At 42.6% G+C, this 21,333-nt stretch carries 36 protein-coding genes; 35 read left to right on the top strand and 1 reads right to left on the bottom strand.

The features are described from left to right. Positions 1-2 precede the first annotated feature (2 nt). The 6 genes from EQG49_RS05950 (at position 3) to EQG49_RS05930 (ending at position 6,070) form a co-directional block, all read left to right on the top strand. Positions 3-812, top strand: a complete 810-nt coding sequence (locus tag EQG49_RS05950) for an ABC transporter permease (RefSeq protein WP_133363116.1) — start codon at positions 3-5, stop codon at positions 810-812. Beyond that, complete coding sequence (locus tag EQG49_RS05945) at positions 812-1,624, top strand: ABC transporter permease (RefSeq protein ID WP_133363115.1); 813 nt, start codon at positions 812-814, stop codon at positions 1,622-1,624. Before EQG49_RS05950 ends, EQG49_RS05945 begins: the two co-directional genes overlap by 1 nt. Beyond that, the gene (locus tag EQG49_RS05940; protein WP_133363114.1) at positions 1,621-2,709 is read left to right on the top strand and encodes an ABC transporter substrate-binding protein; all 1,089 of its coding nucleotides are present in this window, start codon (positions 1,621-1,623) and stop codon (positions 2,707-2,709) included. Before EQG49_RS05945 ends, EQG49_RS05940 begins: the two co-directional genes overlap by 4 nt. Before the next feature lie 583 nt (positions 2,710-3,292). Then, positions 3,293-3,550 (top strand): hypothetical protein, encoded by a 258-nt coding sequence (locus tag EQG49_RS13670; RefSeq protein WP_165964800.1) that lies wholly within the window; start codon positions 3,293-3,295, stop codon positions 3,548-3,550. A gap of 99 nt (positions 3,551-3,649) precedes the next feature. Continuing rightward, positions 3,650-4,972, top strand: a complete 1,323-nt coding sequence (locus EQG49_RS05935) for a PTS sugar transporter subunit IIC (RefSeq protein WP_133363113.1) — start codon at positions 3,650-3,652, stop codon at positions 4,970-4,972. A gap of 3 nt (positions 4,973-4,975) precedes the next feature. Continuing rightward, entirely contained in the window at positions 4,976-6,070 is a 1,095-nt protein-coding gene (locus tag EQG49_RS05930) for a DUF871 domain-containing protein (RefSeq protein ID WP_133363112.1), read from the top strand. A 181-nt stretch (positions 6,071-6,251) separates the two neighbouring features. Here the strand turns inward: EQG49_RS05930 and EQG49_RS05925 are convergent, their stop codons facing one another. Beyond that, on the bottom strand, positions 6,252-6,803 hold the full coding sequence (locus EQG49_RS05925) for a cysteine hydrolase family protein (RefSeq protein ID WP_133363111.1): 552 nt from the start codon (positions 6,801-6,803) through the stop codon (positions 6,252-6,254). Positions 6,804-7,153: 350 nt separating this feature from the next. Here EQG49_RS05925 and rpsJ point away from each other — a divergent pair, with 350 nt between their 5' ends. From rpsJ to rplQ, 29 genes are all read left to right on the top strand, one after another. Next, complete coding sequence (gene rpsJ / locus EQG49_RS05920; RefSeq protein ID WP_133363110.1) at positions 7,154-7,462, top strand: 30S ribosomal protein S10; 309 nt, start codon at positions 7,154-7,156, stop codon at positions 7,460-7,462. A 64-nt stretch (positions 7,463-7,526) separates the two neighbouring features. Further along, complete coding sequence (gene rplC / locus EQG49_RS05915) at positions 7,527-8,153, top strand: 50S ribosomal protein L3 (RefSeq protein WP_133363109.1); 627 nt, start codon at positions 7,527-7,529, stop codon at positions 8,151-8,153. A gap of 22 nt (positions 8,154-8,175) precedes the next feature. Further along, a complete protein-coding gene (gene rplD, locus EQG49_RS05910; protein WP_133363108.1) occupies positions 8,176-8,799 on the top strand; it encodes a 50S ribosomal protein L4 in 624 nt (207 codons plus the stop codon). Beyond that, on the top strand, positions 8,799-9,086 hold the full coding sequence (rplW, locus tag EQG49_RS05905) for a 50S ribosomal protein L23 (RefSeq protein WP_133363107.1): 288 nt from the start codon (positions 8,799-8,801) through the stop codon (positions 9,084-9,086). The genes rplD and rplW overlap by 1 nt, the downstream gene beginning before the upstream one ends. 25 nt (positions 9,087-9,111) lie before the next feature. Further along, positions 9,112-9,945 (top strand): 50S ribosomal protein L2, encoded by an 834-nt coding sequence (rplB, locus tag EQG49_RS05900; RefSeq protein WP_133363106.1) that lies wholly within the window; start codon positions 9,112-9,114, stop codon positions 9,943-9,945. A 56-nt stretch (positions 9,946-10,001) separates the two neighbouring features. Next, on the top strand, positions 10,002-10,283 hold the full coding sequence (gene rpsS, locus EQG49_RS05895; protein WP_133363105.1) for a 30S ribosomal protein S19: 282 nt from the start codon (positions 10,002-10,004) through the stop codon (positions 10,281-10,283). A gap of 19 nt (positions 10,284-10,302) precedes the next feature. Further along, complete coding sequence (gene rplV / locus EQG49_RS05890; RefSeq protein WP_133363104.1) at positions 10,303-10,650, top strand: 50S ribosomal protein L22; 348 nt, start codon at positions 10,303-10,305, stop codon at positions 10,648-10,650. A 14-nt stretch (positions 10,651-10,664) separates the two neighbouring features. Beyond that, positions 10,665-11,315 (top strand): 30S ribosomal protein S3, encoded by a 651-nt coding sequence (gene rpsC / locus EQG49_RS05885; protein WP_133363103.1) that lies wholly within the window; start codon positions 10,665-10,667, stop codon positions 11,313-11,315. Between the two features lie 2 nt (positions 11,316-11,317). Further along, positions 11,318-11,737: a 50S ribosomal protein L16 gene (rplP, locus tag EQG49_RS05880; protein ID WP_133363102.1), complete on the top strand. Its 420-nt coding sequence runs from the start codon at positions 11,318-11,320 to the stop codon at positions 11,735-11,737. A gap of 2 nt (positions 11,738-11,739) precedes the next feature. Then, a complete protein-coding gene (gene rpmC, locus EQG49_RS05875; RefSeq protein WP_133363101.1) occupies positions 11,740-11,934 on the top strand; it encodes a 50S ribosomal protein L29 in 195 nt (64 codons plus the stop codon). Between the two features lie 25 nt (positions 11,935-11,959). Then, a complete protein-coding gene (gene rpsQ / locus EQG49_RS05870) occupies positions 11,960-12,226 on the top strand; it encodes a 30S ribosomal protein S17 (protein ID WP_133363100.1) in 267 nt (88 codons plus the stop codon). Between the two features lie 54 nt (positions 12,227-12,280). After that, positions 12,281-12,649, top strand: a complete 369-nt coding sequence (gene rplN, locus EQG49_RS05865) for a 50S ribosomal protein L14 (RefSeq protein ID WP_133363099.1) — start codon at positions 12,281-12,283, stop codon at positions 12,647-12,649. A 37-nt stretch (positions 12,650-12,686) separates the two neighbouring features. Next, positions 12,687-12,995 (top strand): 50S ribosomal protein L24, encoded by a 309-nt coding sequence (rplX, locus tag EQG49_RS05860; protein ID WP_133363098.1) that lies wholly within the window; start codon positions 12,687-12,689, stop codon positions 12,993-12,995. Positions 12,996-13,028: 33 nt separating this feature from the next. Continuing rightward, positions 13,029-13,571, top strand: a complete 543-nt coding sequence (gene rplE, locus EQG49_RS05855; protein ID WP_133363097.1) for a 50S ribosomal protein L5 — start codon at positions 13,029-13,031, stop codon at positions 13,569-13,571. An 18-nt stretch (positions 13,572-13,589) separates the two neighbouring features. Next, positions 13,590-13,775 (top strand): type Z 30S ribosomal protein S14, encoded by a 186-nt coding sequence (locus tag EQG49_RS05850; RefSeq protein ID WP_133363096.1) that lies wholly within the window; start codon positions 13,590-13,592, stop codon positions 13,773-13,775. Positions 13,776-13,821: 46 nt separating this feature from the next. Then, positions 13,822-14,220 (top strand): 30S ribosomal protein S8, encoded by a 399-nt coding sequence (gene rpsH, locus EQG49_RS05845; protein WP_133363095.1) that lies wholly within the window; start codon positions 13,822-13,824, stop codon positions 14,218-14,220. Between the two features lie 33 nt (positions 14,221-14,253). Then, positions 14,254-14,790, top strand: coding sequence for a 50S ribosomal protein L6 (gene rplF, locus EQG49_RS05840; RefSeq protein ID WP_133363094.1), 537 nt, complete (start codon positions 14,254-14,256; stop codon positions 14,788-14,790). Positions 14,791-14,856: 66 nt separating this feature from the next. After that, entirely contained in the window at positions 14,857-15,213 is a 357-nt protein-coding gene (rplR, locus tag EQG49_RS05835) for a 50S ribosomal protein L18 (RefSeq protein ID WP_133363093.1), read from the top strand. 20 nt (positions 15,214-15,233) lie between these two features. Next, positions 15,234-15,737, top strand: coding sequence for a 30S ribosomal protein S5 (gene rpsE / locus EQG49_RS05830; protein WP_133363092.1), 504 nt, complete (start codon positions 15,234-15,236; stop codon positions 15,735-15,737). Between the two features lie 16 nt (positions 15,738-15,753). Then, on the top strand, positions 15,754-15,936 hold the full coding sequence (rpmD, locus tag EQG49_RS05825) for a 50S ribosomal protein L30 (protein WP_133363091.1): 183 nt from the start codon (positions 15,754-15,756) through the stop codon (positions 15,934-15,936). A 44-nt stretch (positions 15,937-15,980) separates the two neighbouring features. Beyond that, entirely contained in the window at positions 15,981-16,415 is a 435-nt protein-coding gene (gene rplO, locus EQG49_RS05820; RefSeq protein WP_133363090.1) for a 50S ribosomal protein L15, read from the top strand. Then, entirely contained in the window at positions 16,415-17,719 is a 1,305-nt protein-coding gene (gene secY, locus EQG49_RS05815) for a preprotein translocase subunit SecY (RefSeq protein WP_133363089.1), read from the top strand. Before rplO ends, secY begins: the two co-directional genes overlap by 1 nt. 11 nt (positions 17,720-17,730) lie before the next feature. Then, the gene (locus EQG49_RS05810; RefSeq protein WP_279232836.1) at positions 17,731-18,285 is read left to right on the top strand and encodes an adenylate kinase; all 555 of its coding nucleotides are present in this window, start codon (positions 17,731-17,733) and stop codon (positions 18,283-18,285) included. A gap of 161 nt (positions 18,286-18,446) precedes the next feature. Next, positions 18,447-18,662, top strand: a complete 216-nt coding sequence (gene infA / locus EQG49_RS05805; RefSeq protein WP_133363087.1) for a translation initiation factor IF-1 — start codon at positions 18,447-18,449, stop codon at positions 18,660-18,662. A gap of 29 nt (positions 18,663-18,691) precedes the next feature. Further along, positions 18,692-18,811: a 50S ribosomal protein L36 gene (gene rpmJ, locus EQG49_RS05800; protein ID WP_010621648.1), complete on the top strand. Its 120-nt coding sequence runs from the start codon at positions 18,692-18,694 to the stop codon at positions 18,809-18,811. An 80-nt stretch (positions 18,812-18,891) separates the two neighbouring features. Then, on the top strand, positions 18,892-19,257 hold the full coding sequence (gene rpsM, locus EQG49_RS05795; RefSeq protein WP_133363086.1) for a 30S ribosomal protein S13: 366 nt from the start codon (positions 18,892-18,894) through the stop codon (positions 19,255-19,257). A gap of 32 nt (positions 19,258-19,289) precedes the next feature. Next, the gene (rpsK, locus tag EQG49_RS05790) at positions 19,290-19,676 is read left to right on the top strand and encodes a 30S ribosomal protein S11 (RefSeq protein WP_133363085.1); all 387 of its coding nucleotides are present in this window, start codon (positions 19,290-19,292) and stop codon (positions 19,674-19,676) included. A gap of 94 nt (positions 19,677-19,770) precedes the next feature. After that, positions 19,771-20,715 carry a DNA-directed RNA polymerase subunit alpha gene (locus EQG49_RS05785; protein WP_133363084.1) on the top strand — a complete coding sequence of 315 codons (945 nt, stop codon included), beginning with the start codon at positions 19,771-19,773 and terminating at the stop codon, positions 20,713-20,715. 29 nt (positions 20,716-20,744) lie between these two features. Then, the gene (gene rplQ / locus EQG49_RS05780; RefSeq protein WP_133363083.1) at positions 20,745-21,128 is read left to right on the top strand and encodes a 50S ribosomal protein L17; all 384 of its coding nucleotides are present in this window, start codon (positions 20,745-20,747) and stop codon (positions 21,126-21,128) included. Positions 21,129-21,333: the final 205 nt, after the last annotated feature.

Raw genomic sequence — 21,333 nt, 5'->3', positions numbered from 1 at the left:
AAATGACTAAAAAACGTTTACTTTACTTTATTCCATATGGCTTGTGGCTGGTGTTGTTTGTGGGTGCACCAATCGTCTTGATGGTCGTACAATCATTTACCTCGATGAGTGGGCATGGGACGTTTGCCAACTATGGTAGTTTCTTTAGCTCCGACACATACATTCGGATGACGTTCAATTCCATTTGGTTTGCGTTCTTGATTACAGTGATTACGTTGTTGATTAGTTTTCCAACGGCGCTGTTCCTCAATAATTTAAAACACAAAGATTTCTGGCTATTATTAATTATTTTACCAACGTGGATTAACCTGTTGTTGAAGGCCTATGCGTTTATTGGTTTGTTAGCTAAAGACGGTTCGGTTAACAATTTCTTAGGCTTTCTGGGAATTGCGCCGCAACAACTCTTATTCTCTGACGTTAGTTTCTTATTAGTAGCTGCCTATATTGAAATTCCGTTCATGATTTTGCCAATTTTCAATGCGATTACCGAAATTGATGGTAGTTTGATTAATGCAAGTTATGATTTAGGGGCAACCAAGTTCCAAACTTTGCGGCGGGTTGTTTTACCGTTGTCAGCTGATGGTATTCGAGCTGGTATTCAAGCAGTATTCATTCCATCGCTCTCATTGTTCATGATTACTCGTTTGATTGGTGGGAACCGCGTGATTACGCTGGGGACTGCGATTGAAGAACACTTCTTGGTGACGCAAAACTGGGGAATGGGTTCAACCATCGGGGTAATCTTGATTATCGCAATGGTAATTACAATGTTTGTCACCCGTGAACGTAGTAAGAAAGGGGGACGTAAATAATGGTTAAGAAGAATAAACCTTGGGCAAATGTTTACTTGGTTATTATTTTTATCGTTTTGTATCTCCCAATTATGTATTTGATTTTTTATTCGTTTAATTCGGGTAAATACATGCACGGTTTCAGCGGCTTTTCATTTAAACACTATGTTGAATTATTTAATGATGCGCGCATGATTCAGATTGTGTTTAACACGTTTGTAGTGGCATTATTGTCATCTTTGGTGGCGACGATTATTGGTACCTTGGGCGCAATCGGGATTTACGATACTAAGAATCCATTAGTTAAAAATACAATTCTCTCGATGAATAACGTGTTAATGGTTTCACCGGATGTTATCATTGGTGCTAGTTTCTTGATTTTCTTCACGATGTTGGGGATTGGCTTGGGTTTTGGTTCAGTATTACTGAGTCACATTGCCTTTTCAATTCCAATTGTCGTGTTGATGGTCTTGCCAAAGCTTAATGAAATGAACAAATCATTACTCGATGCCGCTAATGACTTGGGAGCGAATTCATGGCAAGTGCTGACCCGCGTGATTTTGCCATATATTACTTCAGGTATTTTTGCTGGCTTCTTCATGGCGTTTACTTACTCGCTGGATGATTTTGCCGTGACGTTCTTTGTGACCGGGAATGGTTTCTCAACCTTGTCCGTCGAAATTTACTCACGGGCCCGGCAAGGTGTCAGTCTCGAAATCAATGCCTTGTCAGCGTTGATGTTCTTGATTTCGTTGTTGCTCGTCGTTGGCTATTTCTTAATTAGTACAGCTGGTGAACGGAGCAAAGCGAAGAAGAAAGGGGCTAGCTTATGAAAAAGTTGATTTATGCTGCCGTTGGTATTTTAGCCGTCGCTCTCCTATTATGGGTTGGTGCCCAACACTTTGCTCATGATCAAGATGCAGCTACGGGGACTGATAAAAGTAACCGCGTGCTAAACTTGTACAACTGGGGTGATTACATTGATCCAACGTTAATTACTAAGTTTGAAAAGCAAACAGGTTACAAAGTTAACTATGAAACTTTTGATAGTAATGAAGCGATGTATACAAAGGTTAAGCAAGGTGGCACAAGCTATGATTTAACCGTGCCATCTGATTACATGATTCAAAAGATGAAAAAAGCAAAGTTGCTGTTGCCGATTGATCATAGCAAATTGACGACTTACAAAAACATTAATCCACGTTTCTTGAATCAACCATTTGATCGGGGCAACAAGTATTCAGTGCCGTATTTCTGGGGAACACTAGGAATTGTGTACAATGATAAGTTCATCAAGGCAAGTCAAGTACAGCACTGGGACGACTTGTGGAAGCCAGAGTTCAAGGATGACTTGATGCTGATTGATAGTGCGCGCGACGTACTCGGGTTCACCTTAATTTCGCAAGGTAAATCAGTTAACGATACTAACACAGCCGATTTACAAGCGGCCAAAGGTAAGTTAGATGCATTGATGCCAAACGTTAAGGCGATTGTTGCCGATGAAATTAAAATGTACATGGTGCAAGAAGAAGCACCATTGGCAGTGACATACTCGGGTGAAGCTTCAGAAATGCTCACTCAAAACAAGCATTTACACTATGTCGTGCCAACAGAAGGCTCAAATTTGTGGTTTGATAACTTGGTAATTCCAAAGACTGCTAAGCACTTGAAGGCGGCCTATGCGTTTATTAATTTCATTAATGAACCCAAAAATGCTGCCCAGAATGCGGAATACATTGGTTATTCAACGCCCAACACACCAGCAGAAGCATTGTTACCAAAGGCAATTCGGGATGATAAGCAATTCTATCCTGCAGAAAGTACTATGAAACATTTGCAGGTGTACCAAGACTTGGGTCAAACCAAGACCGAAGAGTACAATGATTTGTTCTTAGAATTCAAGATGACTAATCGGTAATACTGGCCTGTTGCTCGATTTAGGCAGTGGTTAACACTATAAAAAGCTCGATTTCTACCTTATGCTTAAGGAGAAATAGAGCTTTTTTTACTCTATTCTGTCTGATGTGGGATTGAATAATATTGACCACTGCGTGCCAATAAATTACTTGGCGCACCACGCTGGAAGCACATTGCCAAGCCGAAGTGCGGTCTTGGCAAACTCGGACAAGCTGGGAGTCTAAGGAATAAATTCCTAAGACTCCTCATCTTATCCTCAGCGGCGACATGTGTTACACACATATCACCCCAGTCGCGGTGTAAAGGCTGCGCCCGCCAAGCAATTTACCGGCACTCCGTTAGTTAGTAATAATTCTCAAGTTAGTGAAAAACAGTCGTTAGTGGGCAGAATCAATAAAATTAGGTATCGTTGATTTTGTGATGTGCTCAAGGCTAGTGGTTAAGGTATATTCCATGGTATGTGAGTATTCTTAAATAAAAGAAAAGGCTAGAAAGAGTCCTTTTTCATTTGGCCGTTTATCGACAAGTGACTGCCTTTTGCATATTGTTGGTTACGTCTTTACGCCCGTGCAGTTTGTCGTCAAATGAAGTTAATAGGCGGGATGTATGCTCGCATTGGTGTTATCAACATAGCAACAACGCGCTGGTTGCTTGGTCTTGTTGGTGTTAATGAATTGATGATGTATAATGTGAAAATATATTTGATGAATTATTATATTTTTCATCCAGAAAAATTGGATTTGTCAAGAATGGTATATACCTTTGAAAACGGTTACAATTATCTTAGTACTAAAAGTACAATTGTTGTTATTGCAATAGCATTGCGGCTTGGTTGTTTTTAAGTGCTGTGAATTAACATGATGTCGGTGAACAAACGGTAATGGGAATGAAACAACCAATATGAATAGCCAAGCTAATATATGCTAGTTTGGAGGGGACTTATGAACAAAGTAATGAGTGTGCTAGAGAAGTACTTGATGCCTATTGGGGGAAAACTCGGTAGTAATAAGGCGTTGAGTGCGGTACGGGATGGGATTGCCTACGCGATGCCATTAGTATTGGTTGGATCGATGGCGTTGTTAATCGCTAATGGATTTTCAATCGATTCTTTTAAAAATTATTTAATTGAGACCGGTGCCTTTAACTGGTTTGCCCGGATTTACCAAGGTTCATTTGGGATTATGGCGTTAATTGCGGTGTTTGGGATTGCGCAACGCTATGCGGATGCGTTGGATACCGATGGTAACAGTGCCGGGGTGATTGCGTTATCCGCATATATCATCTCAACTCCTAGCTTTTTCAGTTTTGCTGATAAAGCAGCGTTGACGGCTGGTACAAAAACAGAATCATTTAACTTTACGTATATGGGAGCTGCGGGATTATTCGGGGCAATTTTGATTGGTTTGATTACTGCCCGAATCTTTGCTTGGTTTATCAAACGCGATATTCGGATTAAGATGCCGGAAGGAGTACCGCCAGCAGTCTCGAATTCATTTGCGGCGTTAATTCCTGGTGCGGTAATTATTATTTTGTTTGCGGCTATTTTTCTTGGATTACAACAGACGCCAATGGAAAGCATCCACGGTGTCTTGAATGCGATTTTAGGGAAACCTTTGTCAGCATTCGGTGGCTCATTAGCCGGTGCAATTGTCGTTACAATCTTAACTTCGTTGTTCTGGTTTGTGGGTGTTCATGGTGGGAACATCACGGGGGCTATTATGAGCCCAATCTGGTTAGGCTTGATGGCGGTAAATGCGGATGCATATGCTAAAAATCCTGATGCAGTGATGCCAAATATTGTTACCCAACCATTCATGGACATGTTTGTCTACATTGGTGGTGGTGGCGCAACACTAGGGCTAATTATTGCTTTATTGATTGTCGCTAAGAGTGCCAAATTTAAAACGTTGGGTAAATTAATCGCACCGCCGAGCTTGTTCAATATTAATGAACCAACAATGTTTGGGTTGCCAGTAGTCTTGAACGTCTACTTATTGATTCCATTTATTTTGGTGCCGGTGATTAATGCGATTATTGCCTATACACTAATGAGTATGCACATTGTGGCAACACCAGTTGGGATTGCGATCCCTTGGACGATGCCACCGATTATTTCGGGCTTCTTAGCAACTGGATCACATGTATCGGGGGCTATTCTCCAAGCCGGGTTACTTGCGTTAGATGTGGTACTGTATTTACCATTTATTAAAGCACAAGATCGTCAAGAATTAGCAATCGAGCAAAATACTGTTGAGGAGGCTTAACACATGGCAGAGTTAGGATTATCAATTTATCCATCACAAGCAAGTTTTGCAGAAAATGCGGCATACTTAAAATTAGCTGCAAAATACGGTTATACGCGGGTATTTACTTCATTACTTGAAATTACCGATGATGCTGATACCGTGGTGGCAGAATTTAAGCAACTTATCACAGTTGGTAATGAGTTAGGCATGAAAACAATTTTGGATATTAATCCGAGTTTGTTTGCCCAACTTGGTGTCACATATAATGATTTACACTTTTTCGCTGATTTAGGTGCCTGGGGATTACGCTTAGATGAGGGCTTTACGGGTGCTGAAGAAGCCAAGATGACGCAAAACCCTTATGGATTGAAAATTGAAGTCAATATCTCACGTGGGACACACTATATTGACCAAATTGCTGATTACGCCCCAAATCGGGATAATCTATTAGGCTCGCATAATTTCTATCCCCAACGATACACGGGCTTAGGTCAAGCGTATTTTGCGGAAACGTCACAACAGTACCGTAACCAACATATTCGGACCGCTGCGTTTGTGAATGCGCCTAGTGGAACATTTGGTCCATGGCCAGTCGCTGATGGCTTAGTTTCATTGGAAACACACCGTGACTTACCAATCGCAACGCAAGTCCAAGAGCATCGCTTAAGTGGCTTGATTGATGATGTGCTGATTGGGAATGCTTTTGCCAGTGAGGAAGACCTCAAAGCTGCCGCAACCGCGTTTAACTTAGTGCGACCACAATTACGGGTGGTAACACAGCCTGATTTGAGTGCAGCAGACTTAGCCGTGCTGTTTAAGCAACCGCAGATGTATCGTGGTGACCGTTCGGATTACGTACTCCGCTCAACGATGACGCGCGTTATTTACAAGAATGAAGCCTTCCCACCCAAGCACACTGATGATGTGAAGTATGCTGACGTATTAATTGATAATGAAGATTATGGTCAATACAAGGGTGAGCTCCAAATTGCGCTCCAAGCCTTACCAAATGATGGGCGGATTAATGTCGTTGGTCACATTCACCCAGAAGACTTGGCGTTGCTAGTGTTATTGCAACCATGGGGTCAATTTGACTTAATACCAGCGAATGAATGATTAGTACACTAAAGTAAAATGTTAAGCTGATTATCAGTACTAAAATAACAGAAAAACGCTCAGAACTTTTATTAGTTCTGAGCGTTTTCTACTATATAAAGGTTTTCTCTGTCACCTTTACATGAGGTTGTAATTGACTGATACTTACGAGGCGTTACCGTTAATGCCTGAAAGTACCATATTAATCTTCAACTTTGAAACCAAGGGTATTTTTAAAATGGTCCAAGGCCCATTCATGCCCCGCTTGATTGAAGGATGCTACACCACTTGGGTGGATAGTAACATCATAATCTAAGTTGTACGCATCAACAGCGGTGTGGAGAATGCAGATGTCGGTAACAACACCTACTAAGTCGATTTCAGTAATCCCACGTTCCCGCAAGTAGTTGTCCAAATTAGTATTGGCAAAACTACTGTAACGATTCTTAGGGAAGATATACGTTTTATCTTCGTCTTTGTGTGTATCAACCCAAGTTTGGAGCTTACCAAAATATTCACGTCCCCACGTGTTGGCAAGATTGTGTGGTGGAAAGAGCTTAGTTTCCGGGTGGAACGGATCATTAGCAGTGTGCAAGTCAGTCGGCAAAATTACGTAATCACCATTATGGTTAAAGGTATCGGCAAGTTCGACAATACGATCTTCCAAAGCGATAGCAGGCTGGCCAGCGGTTAACGCCCCGTCCATTGCGACAAAATCATTGGTGTAATCGATAATAATTAATGCTCGAGTCATATTATTTGCATTCCTTTCGCTTTCTGCTTATAGTATACAGGGTTCAAGAAAAGAATATTGAACTTTTCATGATTTTTTATGAAAGTTTTCTAATTGCGTGTCACAAACATGTAATCTCTTGAAACAAAAAAAGTATGATAAAACCCTTGTGTTTACTAGGTTTATCGTGTATTATAATCAAGTACGTTAAGAAGAAGCAGGTAGTAATGCCTGGTAAAGCTTGATGTATCAACATTCAGCAATGATGTAGAAGGTTGCGACACACGCGGGCGCGTTGCCACGGTCAGCAAACGTCGGTAACTTCTACGGAGCTAGTCTTATTTTAAAAATAGACGAAGGAGGAAACAAACATGGCAAACAAGAAGATTCGTATTCGCCTTAAGGCCTACGAACACCGCATCCTTGATCAATCTGCTGAAAAGATTGTGGAAACAGCAAAGCGTACAGGGGCTGAAATTTCAGGTCCTATCCCATTGCCTACTGAACGTACCCTTTACACGGTTCTCCGTTCACCACACAAGCACAAGGATTCACGTGAACAATTCGAAATGCGCACACACAAGCGTTTGATCGATATTGTTAACCCAACTGCTAAAACAGTTGATGCGTTGACTAAGCTTGAATTACCAAGTGGTGTTGACATCGAAATCAAGTTGTAATTCACAGCTTAATTTCAAGATTTAAGATTTTTGGTTCATACAAATACAAACATGGAGGTTAGTCATGACTACCAAAGGAATCTTAGGCCGTAAGGTCGGTATGACTCAGGTTTTCACTGAAACTGGCGAACTTATCCCTGTAACTGTTGTTGAAGCAACTCCTAACGTTGTTCTCCAAGTTAAAACTTTGGAAAACGATGGTTACGAAGCCATTCAACTTGGTTACCAAGATAAGCGCGAAGTTCTCTCAAACAAACCTGAACAAGGTCACGTTGCGAAAGCAAACACGACCCCTAAGCGCTTCATTCGTGAAATTCGCGGCGCAGAAGGGGAATTCACAGTTGGTGATTCTATCAACGTTGAAATCTTCGAAGCTGGTGAAGCAGTTGATGTAACTGGTATCACGAAGGGTCATGGTTACCAAGGTAACATTAAGAAGGACGGCCAATCTCGCGGTCCTATGGCTCACGGTTCTCGTTACCACCGTCGTCCAGGTTCACTCGGGGCAGTTATTAACCGAGTATTCAAGGGTAAGCTCTTGCCTGGTCGCATGGGTAACAACAAGCGTACTGTTCAAAACTTGTCAATCGTTCGCACTGATCTTGAAAACAATGTTATCTTGATCAAGGGTAACGTTCCAGGTGCTAACAAGTCACTTGTAACCATCAAAAGCTCTGTAAAGAGCAAGTAATTCAGAGAGGAGGAATTAATTAATGACTAAAGTAGCTTTATTTAAGCAAGACGGTTCTAATGCCGGTGAAGTTGAATTGAACGATGCCGTTTTCGGTATCGAACCTAACAACAACACTGTGTTCGATGCAGTTCTTATGCAACGCGCATCACTCCGTCAAGGAACCCACGCCGTTAAGAACCGCTCAGCAGTTCGCGGTGGTGGTAAGAAACCATGGCGTCAAAAGGGTACTGGTCGTGCCCGCCAAGGTTCAATCCGTTCACCACAATGGCGTGGTGGTGGTATCGTCTTCGGACCTACTCCACGTTCATACGCCTACAAGTTGCCAAAGAAGGTTTACCGTTTGGCACTTAAGTCAGTCCTCTCTCAAAAGGTACTTGACGAAAAATTGGTTGTTGTTGACGCATTGAGCTTCGACGCACCAAAGACACAAGCATTTAAGGCTGTTCTTGACAGCTTGAATGTAAACGAAAAAACACTTGTAGTGCTTGATGATGAAAACATCAACGCCGCATTGTCAGCTCGTAACCTTACTAACGTAACGGTTATGACTGCCAAGGGGGTTAATGTATTGGACGTAGTGAACAACGATAAGTTGGTCATCGTTCAATCAGCACTCACTCAAGTTGAGGAGGTGCTTGCATAATGGATGCTCGCGATATCATTTTACGCCCAGTTATCACTGAAGCTTCAATGGCTGGTTTAGATAACAAGCGCTACACTTTCGACGTTGATACACGCGCTACTAAAACGCAAGTTAAATCTGCTATCGAAGAAATCTTCGAAGTTAAGGTTACTAAGATCAACGTTGCTAATGTTAAGGGTAAATTAAAGCGTCAAGGACGTTTCTCAGGTTACACTAAGAAGCGCAAGAAGGCTATCGTTACTCTTTCTGCAGATTCAAAAGAAATTCAATTATTCACTGAAGAATAAAATCTTATTATAGGAGGAATCGATAGTGGCTATTAAGAAGTATAAACCAACAACGAACGGTCGTCGTAACATGACTAGTTCTGATTTTAGTGAAATCACTAAGACTAAGCCTGAAAAGACTTTGTTGGAATCACAATCAAAGACTGCCGGCCGTAACTCATACGGTCACATGACTGTTCGTCACCGTGGTGGTGGACACAAACGTGCATACCGTATCATTGACTTCAAACGTATTAAGGATGAAGTTAAGGCTACAGTTAAGGCAATTGAATACGATCCAAACCGTACTGCAAACATTGCTTTGCTTGTTTACTCAGACGGTGTTAAGTCATACATCATCGCCCCTAAAGGCCTTGAAGTTGGTATGACTGTTGAATCTGGTGTTGATGCCGATATCAAGGTGGGTAATGCATTGCCATTGGCAAACATCCCAGAAGGTACTTTGGTACACAACATTGAATTGAAGCCTGGTAAGGGTGGTCAACTTGCTCGTTCAGCAGGGACATCAGCTCAATTACTTGGTAAAGAAGGTAAGTACGTACTCTTGCGTCTTGCTTCTGGTGAAGTTCGTATGGTGCTCGCTACTAACCGTGCCACAATTGGTGAAGTTGGTAACTCAGAACACTCATTGATTAACTGGGGTAAGGCTGGACGTAACCGTTGGAAGGGTCAACGCCCTCACGTTCGTGGTTCTGTAATGAACCCTAACGATCACCCACACGGTGGTGGTGAAGGTAAGGCCCCAGTTGGTCGTCCATCTCCAATGTCTCCATGGGGTAAGAAAACTGCCGGTAAGAAGACTCGTAAGGTTAACGCTCGCTCAAGCAAGCTTATCGTTCGTGGTCGTAAGAGCAAGTAATCTTTAACCATTTAATTTAATCAATTAAAAACTAATCCAGAAGAGGAGGACATACGATGGCTCGTAGTCTTAAAAAGGGACCATTCGCCGATGCTCACTTATTGAAGAAGATCGAAGCTCAAGCAGATTCTGAAAAGAAGTCAGTAATCAAAACTTGGTCTCGTCGTTCAACAATCTTCCCAAGCTTTATTGGGTTCACCATCGCCGTTTATGATGGTCGTAAGCACGTCCCAGTCTTCATTCAAGAAGACATGGTTGGTCACAAGTTGGGTGAATTCGTCCCAACTCGTACTTTCAAAGGTCACGCCGGTGACGATAAAAAAACTGGTCGTAAGTAATTAAAGGAGGACAATAACCATGGCTGAACAAATCACATCAGCAACGGCAACTGCCAAAACTGTTCGTATTGCAGCTCGTAAGGTCCGCCTTGTGCTCGACCTTGTCCGCGGCAAGAATGTTGCCGAAGCCTTTGCAATTTTGCAATTCTCACCACGTGGCGCATCTGAAGATGTCTACAAAGTGTTGAAGTCTGCAGTTGCTAACGCTGAAAACAACTTCTCATTAGATCAAGAAGACTTGATCATCTCAGAAGCATTCGCCAACGAAGGACCTACGCTTAAGCGTTTCCGTCCACGTGCGAAGGGTTCTGCTTCACCAATTAACAAACGTACTAGCCACATTACTATTGTGGTATCAGAAAAGTAAGGAGGTATTAGCACATGGGTCAAAAGATTAACCCAACGGGTATGCGTGTCGGTATTATCCGTGATTGGGATGCTAAGTGGTACGCAAATAACCAAGATTTTGCGAACTTCTTGCACGAAGATTTACGCATTCGTAAGTTTATCGAAACTAAACTCGCTGATGCTTCTGTTTCACGTATTGAAATCGAACGTGCTGCAAAGCGCGTGAACATTTCAATCCACACTGCCAAGCCTGGTATGGTTATCGGTAAGGGTGGTTCAGAAGTTGAATCTCTCCGTCAAGCTCTTAACAGCTTGACTGGTAAGCGAGTACACATCAATATTGTAGAAATCAAAAAGCCTGATTTGGATGCCCACCTTGTTGGTCAACAAATCGCCGCTGATTTGGAACGTCGTGTAGCCTTCCGTCGTGCAATGCGTGGAGCAATCCAACGCGCAATGCGTGCCGGTGCCAAGGGTATCAAGACACAAGTAGCCGGCCGTCTTAACGGTGCAGATATTGCTCGTATCGAACAATATACTGAAGGTACTGTGCCATTGCACACACTCCGTGCAGATATTGATTATTCATGGGATGAAGCAATCACTACTTACGGTAAGTTAGGTATTAAGACTTGGATTTACCGTGGTGAAGTTCTCCCTACTAAGAACAAAGGAGGGAAGTAAACATGCTCGTTCCTAAACGTGTAAAGCACCGTCGTGAACACCGTGGTAAGATGCGCGGTGAAGCCAAAGGCGGTAAGCAAGTTACATTTGGTGAATACGGTTTGCAAGCTTTGACTTCTAGTTGGGTAACCAACCGTCAAATCGAAGCAGCTCGTATTGCCATGACTCGTTATATGAAGCGTGGTGGTAAGGTTTGGATCAAAATCTTCCCTCACAAATCATACACATCTAAGGGTGTTGGTGTCCGTATGGGTAACGGTAAAGGTGCCCCTGAAGGATGGGTTGCCCCAGTTAAGCGCGGCAAGGTAATGTTTGAAGTCGGTGGTGTTTCTGAAGAAATCGCCCGCGAAGCATTACGTCTCGCTTCACACAAGTTGCCAGTCAAGACTAAGGTTTTGACCCGCGAAGTGGAGGGTGAATAAGAATGAAAGCTAGTGAAATTAAAGATTTAACCGCTGCTGAATTGGTTGCCAAGGAAAAGTCTTACAAAGAAGAACTTTTCAACTTGCGTTTCCAATTAGCAACAGGCCAACTTGAAAACACTGCCCGTTTGGCACAAGTTCGTAAGAACATTGCGCGTATCAAGACGGTCCTTCGTCAACAAGAATTGAACAAGTAGAATACGAAAAAGGAGGCCAAATAATATGTCTGAAGAACGTAACGCTCGTAAAGTTTACCAAGGACGTGTGGTATCAGATAAGATGGATAAGACTATCGTAGTCGCTATCGAAACTTACAAGAACCACCCTGTCTACGGCAAGCGCGTTAAGTACACTAAGAAGTACAAAGCACATGATGAAAACAACATTGCTAAGACTGGCGATATCGTAAAGATTATGGAAACTCGTCCATTGTCTGCTACTAAGCGCTTCCGCTTAGTTGAAGTTGTTGAAGAAGCTGTGATTATCTAATTATTAGTTTATAATTTCGTATTCTAATTTTTGTATGGAAGGAGGACACTAGTTGTGATCCAATCAGAAAGTCGCTTACGAGTTGCAGATAACTCAGGAGCACGTGAAATCTTAACCATTAAGGTACTTGGCGGTTCAGGCCGTAAGTTCGCCGGTATTGGTGATATGATCGTTGCTACTGTTAAACAAGCTATTCCTGGTGGTACTGTAAAGAAGGGTGACGTCGTTAAGGCTGTTATCGTTCGTACTGTATCAGGAGTACACCGCGCAGACGGCTCATACATCAAGTTTGATGAAAACGCCGCTGTTATTGTAAAGGACGACAAGAGCCCAGTAGGTACTCGTATCTTCGGACCTGTTGCCCGTGAATTGCGTGAAAATGACTACATGCGTATCGTTTCTCTCGCACCAGAAGTTCTTTAATATAAACCATCAATAAACAAAGGAGGTGCGCTACAAAATGTTTGTTAAGACTGGTGATAAAGTTCGTGTTATCGCAGGTAAGGACAAGGGTAAGGAAGGCGTAATCGTTAAGACTATCGCTGCTACTGACCGTGTCGTTGTCGAAGGTATCAACATCGTTAAGAAGCACCAAAAGCCAAGCAATGCATTCCCACAAGGTGGAATCATTGATGTCGAAGCTCCAATTCACGTGTCAAACGTGGCGTTGCTCGACCCTTCTACCAACGAACCAACTAAGATTGGTTTCAAGGAAGAAGATGGCAAAAAGGTTCGTTTCGCTAAAAAGTCTGGCTCAGTGCTCGACTAATCAAAAGCTGATTGAAAGGAGGAAATCATTTTCATGGCTAATCGTTTGAAAGAAAAGTACGTTAATGAAGTTCAACCTTCATTGATCGAAAAATTCAACTACTCATCATCAATGCAAGCCCCTAAGCTCGACAAGATCGTGCTTAACATGGGTGTTGGTGACGCAGTATCTAACTCAAAGAACTTGGATGAAGCTGTTGCTGAATTGGAATTGATCTCAGGTCAAAAGCCATTAGTAACTAAGGCAAAGAAGTCAATCGCCGGCTTCCGTCTTCGTGAAGGTATGTCAATTGGTGCCAAGGTTACATTGCGTGGCGAACGCATGTACGACTTCTTAGATAAGTTGGTATCAGTTTCACTTCCACGTGTTCGTGACTTCCGTGGTGTATCTAACAAGGCCTTTGATGGTCGTGGTAACTACACTCTCGGGATCAAGGAACAATTGATCTTCCCTGAAATTGACTTTGATAATGTTAACCGTGTTCGTGGTTTGGACATCGTTATCGTTACCACTGCAAACACTGATGAAGAATCACGTGAATTGCTCGGTCAATTGGGAATGCCTTTCGCTAAGTAATTTAGGAGATAATATTCAATGGCAAAGAAATCAATGGTAGCCAAGAACAAGCGTCCAGCTAAGTTCGCGGTTCAAGAATACACTCGTTGTGAACGTTGCGGACGTCCACACAGTGTTTACCGTAAGTTCCGTTTGTGCCGTATTTGCCTTCGTGACTTAGCTCACAAGGGTCAAATTCCTGGTATGCAAAAAGCTTCTTGGTAAACAACAATTAATTAACAACTATTAGATGATAGGAGGGTAAACATCGATGTCTATGACTGACCCAATCGCAGATTTTTTGACTCGTATTCGTAACGCAAACATGGTTAAACATGAAGTTGTCGAAGTACCTGCATCAAAGATCAAAAAGGACATTGCAGAAATCTTGAAAAATGAAGGTTTCGTTCGTGATGTAGAATACATTGAAGATGACAAGCAAGGTATCATCCGTGTATTCCTTAAGTACGGTGCTGACAAGCAACGCGTTATCACTGGTTTGAAGCGTATTTCAAAGCCAGGTTTGCGCTCATATGTTAAGGCAGATGCTGTGCCAAAGGTGTTGAATGGTTTAGGTATTGCAATCATTTCAACTTCTGAAGGTGTGGTAACTGATAAGGAAGCTCGCGCCAAGAAAATTGGTGGCGAAGTTCTCGCTTACGTTTGGTAATATAAAAATTTCGTAAAAAGGAGGTACCTACTCGTGAGTCGTATTGGTAATAAGACTGTTACAATCCCAGCTGGGGTTGAAGTTAAGCAAGATGGTTCAACTGTTACTGTTAAGGGACCTAAGGGCGAATTAACTCGCACTTTGTCAGCTGACATTGCATTGGCCATTGATGGCGCTGAAGCAACTTTCACTCGTCCATCAGACGATAGCCGTATGAAGGCTCTTCACGGAACTAGCCGTGCACTCTTCGCCAACATGGTTGAAGGTGTTCACGATGGTTTTGCTAAGACTTTGAAGCTCGTTGGGGTTGGTTACCGTGCTCAAATGCAAGGTACTAAACTCGTATTGAACGTGGGTTATTCACACCCTGTTGAATTCGAAACTCCAGCTGAGTTGAAGATTGAAACTCCAGATAACACTACTGTGATTATCTCAGGTATTTCAAAGCAATCTGTTGGTGATTTAGCCGCAGAAATTCGTTCTGTCCGTGCACCTGAACCTTACAAGGGTAAAGGTATTCGTTACATTGACGAACATGTACGTCGTAAGGAAGGTAAGACTGGTAAGTAATCTGCTTAGGCAGTTTTACTTAGCTAGTATATCTTTCGCTAGATAAATTAAAGAGGTTACTACAAAATGATTACAAAACCAGATAAGAACAAAACTCGCCAACGCCGCCACGGCCGCGTTCGCGCAAAGATCTCTGGTACTGCTGAACGCCCACGCTTGAACATTTTCCGTTCAAATGCCAACATCTACGCTCAAGTGATTGATGACGTAGCGGGTGTGACGTTAGCAAGTGCCTCAACACTTGACAAGGACGTTACCGGCTCAACTAAGTCTGAAAAGGCTGCGTTTGTCGGAGAACAAGTTGCTAAGCGTGCCGTTGCTAAGGGCATTGAAGATGTTATCTTCGACCGTGGGGGTTACTTATACCACGGACGTGTTCAAGTATTGGCCGAAGCAGCTCGTGAAAACGGACTTAAGTTCTAAGGAAAGGAGGAATAAACAAAATGGCATATATTGATCCAAAAACTCTTGGTGAACTCGAAGAAAACGTTGTTTCTATTAACCGTGTTACTAAGGTTGTTAAGGGTGGTCGTCGTCTTCGTTTCGCAGCACTTGTTGTTGTCGGAGACAAGCAAGGTCACGTTGGCTTCGGTACTGGTAAAGCACAAGAAGTCCCTGAAGCAATCCGTAAGGCTGTTGAAGACGCAAAGCGTAACTTGATCGCAGTTCCAACTGTTGCTACTACTATTCCTCACGAAGTACTCGGAATCTGGGGTGGTGGCCGCATTATGCTTAAGCCAGCCGTTGAAGGTTCTGGTGTTGCTGCCGGTGGTGCCGTTCGTGCCGTTATGGAACTTGCAGGTGTCGCCGATATTACTTCTAAGTCTCTTGGTTCTTCAACTCCAGTGAACGTTGTTCGCGCAACTTTCGAAGGTTTGAAGTCACTTAAGAACGCTGAAGATGTAGCTGCTGCTCGTGGTGTTTCTTTGGAACACTTCGCTGACTAATTAGGAGGAAAACGTAATGGCTGATGTAAAAATCACACTTGTTAAGAGTGCTGCTCACCGTCTTCCTAAGCAACGTGCAATTGTTAAGGCTCTTGGCTTAGGCCGCGTTAACAGTTCAGTTGTGAAGCCTGATAACGATGCAACTCGTGGTGCTGTATTCTTGATTTCACACTTAGTTTCTGTTGAAGAAGTTAAGTAATAAAAAAACTATTTAAACTACTAATATAAGGAGGTGCCAACCTAATGAAGTTGAACGAATTACAAGCTGCTGAAGGTTCACGTCAAACACGTAACCGTGTTGGTCGTGGTACTTCTTCTGGTAACGGTAAAACCGCTGGACGTGGTCAAAAGGGTCAAAAGGCTCGTAGCAAGGTCCGTGTCGGTTTTGAAGGGGGCCAAATGCCTCTTTACCGTCGTATTCCAAAGCGTGGATTTACTAACATTTCACGTAAAGAATACGCAATCGTTAACCTCACTACTTTGAACAAGTTCGAAGATGGTGCAGAAGTTACTCCAGCATTGTTGGTCGAAGCCGGAATCGTTAAGAGCGAAAAAGCTGGTATCAAAGTGCTCGGTAACGGCGAATTGACTAAGAAGTTGACTGTTAAAGCTAACAAGTTCTCAAGCTCAGCTGTTGTAGCTATTGAAGCTGCCGGTGGATCTACAGAGGTACTCTAATGCTAACGACAATCATTAATGCCTTTAAAGTCAAAGACATCCGGAACAAGATGCTCTTCACTCTTGGTATTTTGATTATTTACCGGATTGGTGCTTATATCACCGTTCCTGGTATCAACGCTGGTGCAATGCAACAAGTTGCAAGCTCAGGGTTGGTTGGCATGTTGAATATTTTCAGTGGTGGTGGCTTGTCGAACTACTCATTGTTCGCAATGGGGGTTTCACCTTATGTTACTGCTCAAATCGTGGTGCAATTGCTCCAAATGGACATTGTTCCACGTTTTGTTGAATGGTCTAAACAAGGTGAAGTTGGGCGTCGTAAGCTCAACCAAGCAACACGCTACTTAACAATCGTTTTGGCGTTTGTTCAATCAATTGGGGTTACTGCTGGGTTTAATGCCCTCAGTTCAATGGGCCTTGTGCCAAACCCTAATGCACAAACATTCATCTTGATTGGTGTGTTGTTAACTGCTGGGACAATGTTTGCCACTTGGTTGGGTGATATGATCACCGACCGGGGTCTTGGGAACGGCGTTTCAATGTTAATCTTCGCAGGGATTATCGCACGTATGCCTTCTGGTATGTACGAACTCTTTAAGGAACAAGTTCTCCAAGCGCCTAAGGGTGATGCTTGGAAGGGTTGGTTGTTCTTAGTTGTTGTGCTCGTCTTGGTTATTGCTGTTGTAGTCTTCGTTACTTGGGTTCAACAAGCTATTCGTAAGATTCCAATGCAATACACACGTCGCTCAACTGGATCAGGCGATTCAGCTTACCTTCCTTTGAAGGTTAACGTTTCTGGGGTTATCCCAGTAATCTTTGCTTCATCATTCGTTGCGACACCACAAACTATCTTGATGGCTTTCCAAGGAAGTCACGGGACTGAAGGTTGGTTCAAAACAATGCAAAACATCTTCAGTATGCAAACGACCACTGGTTCGATTTTGTATACTGTCTTGATTATCCTCTTTACGTTCTTCTATGCCTTTGTTCAAGTTAACCCAGAAAAACTTTCTGAAAACTTGCAAAAGCAAGGTTCATATATCGTTGGTATTTGGCCTGGTAAGGAAACGCAAAAGTGGGTTTCAGGATTGTTGATGCGCTTATCTGTTGTTGGTTCATTGTTCCTTGGTTTCGTAGCGTTGTTGCCTTTGATTGCAACTAACGTATGGAACTTGAGTGAACAAATTGGTCTTGGTGGTACTAGTCTCTTAATCGTGGTTGGTGTCGCTATTGACTTGATCAAGCAACTTGATGGGTTGATGATGAAGCGTCAATATGTTGGATTCATCAGAGAAGGAGAATAAAAATCATGGCATTGAATTTAGTACTTATGGGCCTTCCTGGCGCAGGTAAAGGTACCCAAGCAGAAAAAATCATTGAAGAATTTGCGATTCCGCACATTTCAACTGGTGATATTTTCCGTGAGGCAATGGCCAATGAAACTGCAATGGGTCTCGAAGCCAAGAAATTCATCGATAAAGGTGAATTGGTTCCCGATGATGTGACCGTAGGAATCGTGAAGGATCGTCTTTCACAACCAGATACTGAAGCTGGCTTCATGTTAGATGGTTTCCCACGGACCCTTGTTCAAGCCGAAGCATTGGAAACAATGTTGAAGGAATTGAACAAGCCATTAACAGCAGTTATCAACTTTGATGTTGATCCAAGCTTGTTAGCCGCTCGTTTACTCGCACGTGGTCGTGCCGATGACAACGAAGAAACTATCAAGAACCGTCTTGAAGTTAACATCAAGATGAATGCGCCTTTGGTTGATTTTTATCAAGCAAAAGGTTTGCTCCACACGATTGATGGAGCGCGTGATATTGATGTTGTCTTCGCAGACACTCAAACTATTTTAAAAGCATTGTAATGGCCCACAAAGTAGCCACCGGTAATGCTAATTAATTCTGCTTTCGAGTGGAGTATGTTAGAATTACTAAGGTCACGCTTAAATTACTCTGTAATTTCGGAAGAGGTGAGAAATTCACCTTTTCATGTGTATTAAGAAGAACCATAAGGAGGACTAGTGAGTTGGCCAGTGATGTAATTGAAATCGAAGGTGTTGTTCGAGAAACATTACCAAACGCGATGTTCAAAGTTGAACTCGAAAATGGACATGTTATCTTGGCGCACGTATCGGGTAAAATTCGTAAGAACTTTATTCGTATCTTGCCAGGCGATAAGGTGACAGTTGAAATGTCACCATACGATCTTACCAAAGGTCGGATTACTTATCGCTTCAAGTAATCAGTTAACCGAATAGGAGGAATAGATTAATGAAGGTACGTCCATCAGTTAAGCCTATGTGTGAACACTGTAAAGTGATCAAGCGTAACGGCCGTGTTATGGTAATTTGCTCTGCAAACCCTAAGCACAAACAACGTCAAGGTAAGTAATTATCTTTTCACGTTTACGTGATAAATAAATAATATATATTAAACGCTAAATGCGTAACTTTTTATGGAGGTGAATTTTTATGGCTCGTATTGCAGGTATTGACTTGCCACGTGACAAGCGTATTGTCATTGGCTTGACTTACATCTACGGAATCGGTAACACTACTGCCAAGCAAATCTTGGTAGACGCCAACGTTTCAGAAGACGTTCGTGTACGTGATTTGACTGCAGATCAAGAAGATGCTATCCGTGCCGTCGTTGACGGTATCAAGGTAGAAGGTGATCTTCGTCGTGAAGTATCATTGAACATCAAACAATTGCAAGAAATCGCATCTTACCGAGGCATTCGACACCGCAAAGGTCTTCCAGTGCGTGGACAACACACTAAGAACAATGCGCGTACTCGTAAAGGCCCAGCTAAATCAATCGCTGGTAAGAAGAAGTAATTAATTTTTAAGGTAAAGGAGGATAATATCTCATGGCAGGTCGTAACAACCGTAAGCGTCGTGTAAAGAAGAATATTGAAGCCGGTGTAGCTCACATCCACGCAACATTCAACAACACGATCGTTATGATTACTGATGTACAAGGTAACGCTGTTGCCTGGTCTTCAGCTGGCTCTCTTGGTTTCAAGGGTAGCCGTAAGTCAACTCCTTTCGCCGCCCAAATGGCTGCGGAAGCTGCTGCTAAGGGTTCTATGGAAAACGGTATGAAAACTGTTGAAGTCACTGTGAAGGGACCTGGTTCAGGTCGTGAATCAGCTATTCGTGCTTTGGCAGCTGCCGGTCTTGAAGTTACAGCTATTAAGGATGTAACTCCAGTTCCTCACAATGGATCTCGTCCACCAAAGCGTCGTCGTGTCTAGTCGAGGAAATTCTCATTCTGAGAATTAGCTCAATTCTCTCGAAGAATCGAATCAATTATTCAACGTACGCGTTTTGAAAGGGGTTACATTTAGCATGATCGAATTTGAAAAGCCTAACATTAATAAGATTGAAGAAGAAGATAACTACGGTAAGTTTGCAGTTGAACCGCTTGAACGGGGATACGGAACTACTTTAGGTAACTCACTTCGTCGTATCTTGTTGTCATCATTGCCTGGTGCTGCGGTTAACTCAGTTCAAATTGATGGTGTTTTGCACGAATTTACCACTGTTGAAGGTGTTGTAGAAGACGTGACTCAAATCATCCTTAATTTGAAGAAGGTTTCATTGCGTATCGAAAGCGATGAAGACAAAACATTAGAAGTCAATATTCAAGGACCAGCAACAGTTACTGCTGCTGACATTCTTGGAGACGCTGATGTTTCTATCTTGAATCCAGATTTATATATTGCAACGGTTGCCGATGGTGCAACTTTGCATATGACTCTGACTGCTAACCGTGGTCGCGGATATTTGTCTGCTGATGATAGCAAGGCATTACGCGATGACTTGCCTATTGGCGTGTTAGCAATTGATTCAATTTATACCCCAATCGAACGAGTGAACTATCAAGTTGAAAACACCCGTGTGGGTCAACGTGACGATTACGACAAGTTGACTTTGGATGTTTGGACTGATGGTTCAATCACTCCTAGTGAAGCGATCAGCCTTGCCGCTAAGATTTTGACTGAACACTTAGCAATGTTTGTTGATATGACAGACACTGCCAAGAATGCCGAAATCATGGTCGAAAAGGAAGAAACGCACAAGGAAAAGATGTTAGAAATGTCAATTGAAGAACTCGATCTTAGTGTCCGTTCTTACAATTGTCTCAAACGTGCCGGAATCAATACTGTTCAAGAATTGACCGACAAGTCTGATGCTGACATGATGAAGGTGCGTAACCTTGGTCGCAAATCATTAGAAGAAATTCAACACAAACTTGCTGAATTAGGTTTAGGATTCCGCAAAGAAGACTAATATTTTAAGTAAAAGGAGGGTATCCATTCATGAGTTACCGTAAATTAGGTCGTACTAGCTCACAACGTAAAGCTCTTTTACGTGATTTGACTACTAACTTGCTTGTTAACGGTCGTATTGTTACTACTGAAGCTAAGGCTAAGGAAGTACGTAAGACTGCTGACAAGATGATTACACTTGGTAAGCATGGTGATTTAGCTTCTCGTCGTAAGGCTGCTGCGTTCGTTCGTAACGTTGTTGCTGATGTGAAGGAAGACGGAGATGACATCAAAGTACAAACTGCTTTGCAAAAGTTGTTTGATGAATTGGCACCACGTTACGCTGAACGTAATGGTGGTTACACTCGAATTCTTAAGACAGTTCAACGTCGTGGTGATGCCGCGCAAATGGTTGTCTTGGAACTCGTTGACTAATCAACAACTCCAAATAATCTATTCGTAGATCAAATCAATCTCCCACAATACAATGGTATAAAGCGTTACGATGATGGATGGGCCTAACCCGTCCAACCAAGTCTAGCTTGAATGGCTGTTTACAGTCGCGCCGGTATTGTTGGGGGTTTTTTTGTGTCTTCAATTATTCGGCTTTATTTAGTTTGACGCGGAATTTATAAAATGG

Source organism: Periweissella cryptocerci (assembly GCF_004358325.1).
Lineage (GTDB): Bacteria > Bacillota > Bacilli > Lactobacillales > Lactobacillaceae > Periweissella > Periweissella cryptocerci.
The sequence above is the reverse complement of the archived record's forward strand: the minus strand, read 5'-3'. Positions and strand labels throughout refer to the sequence as shown.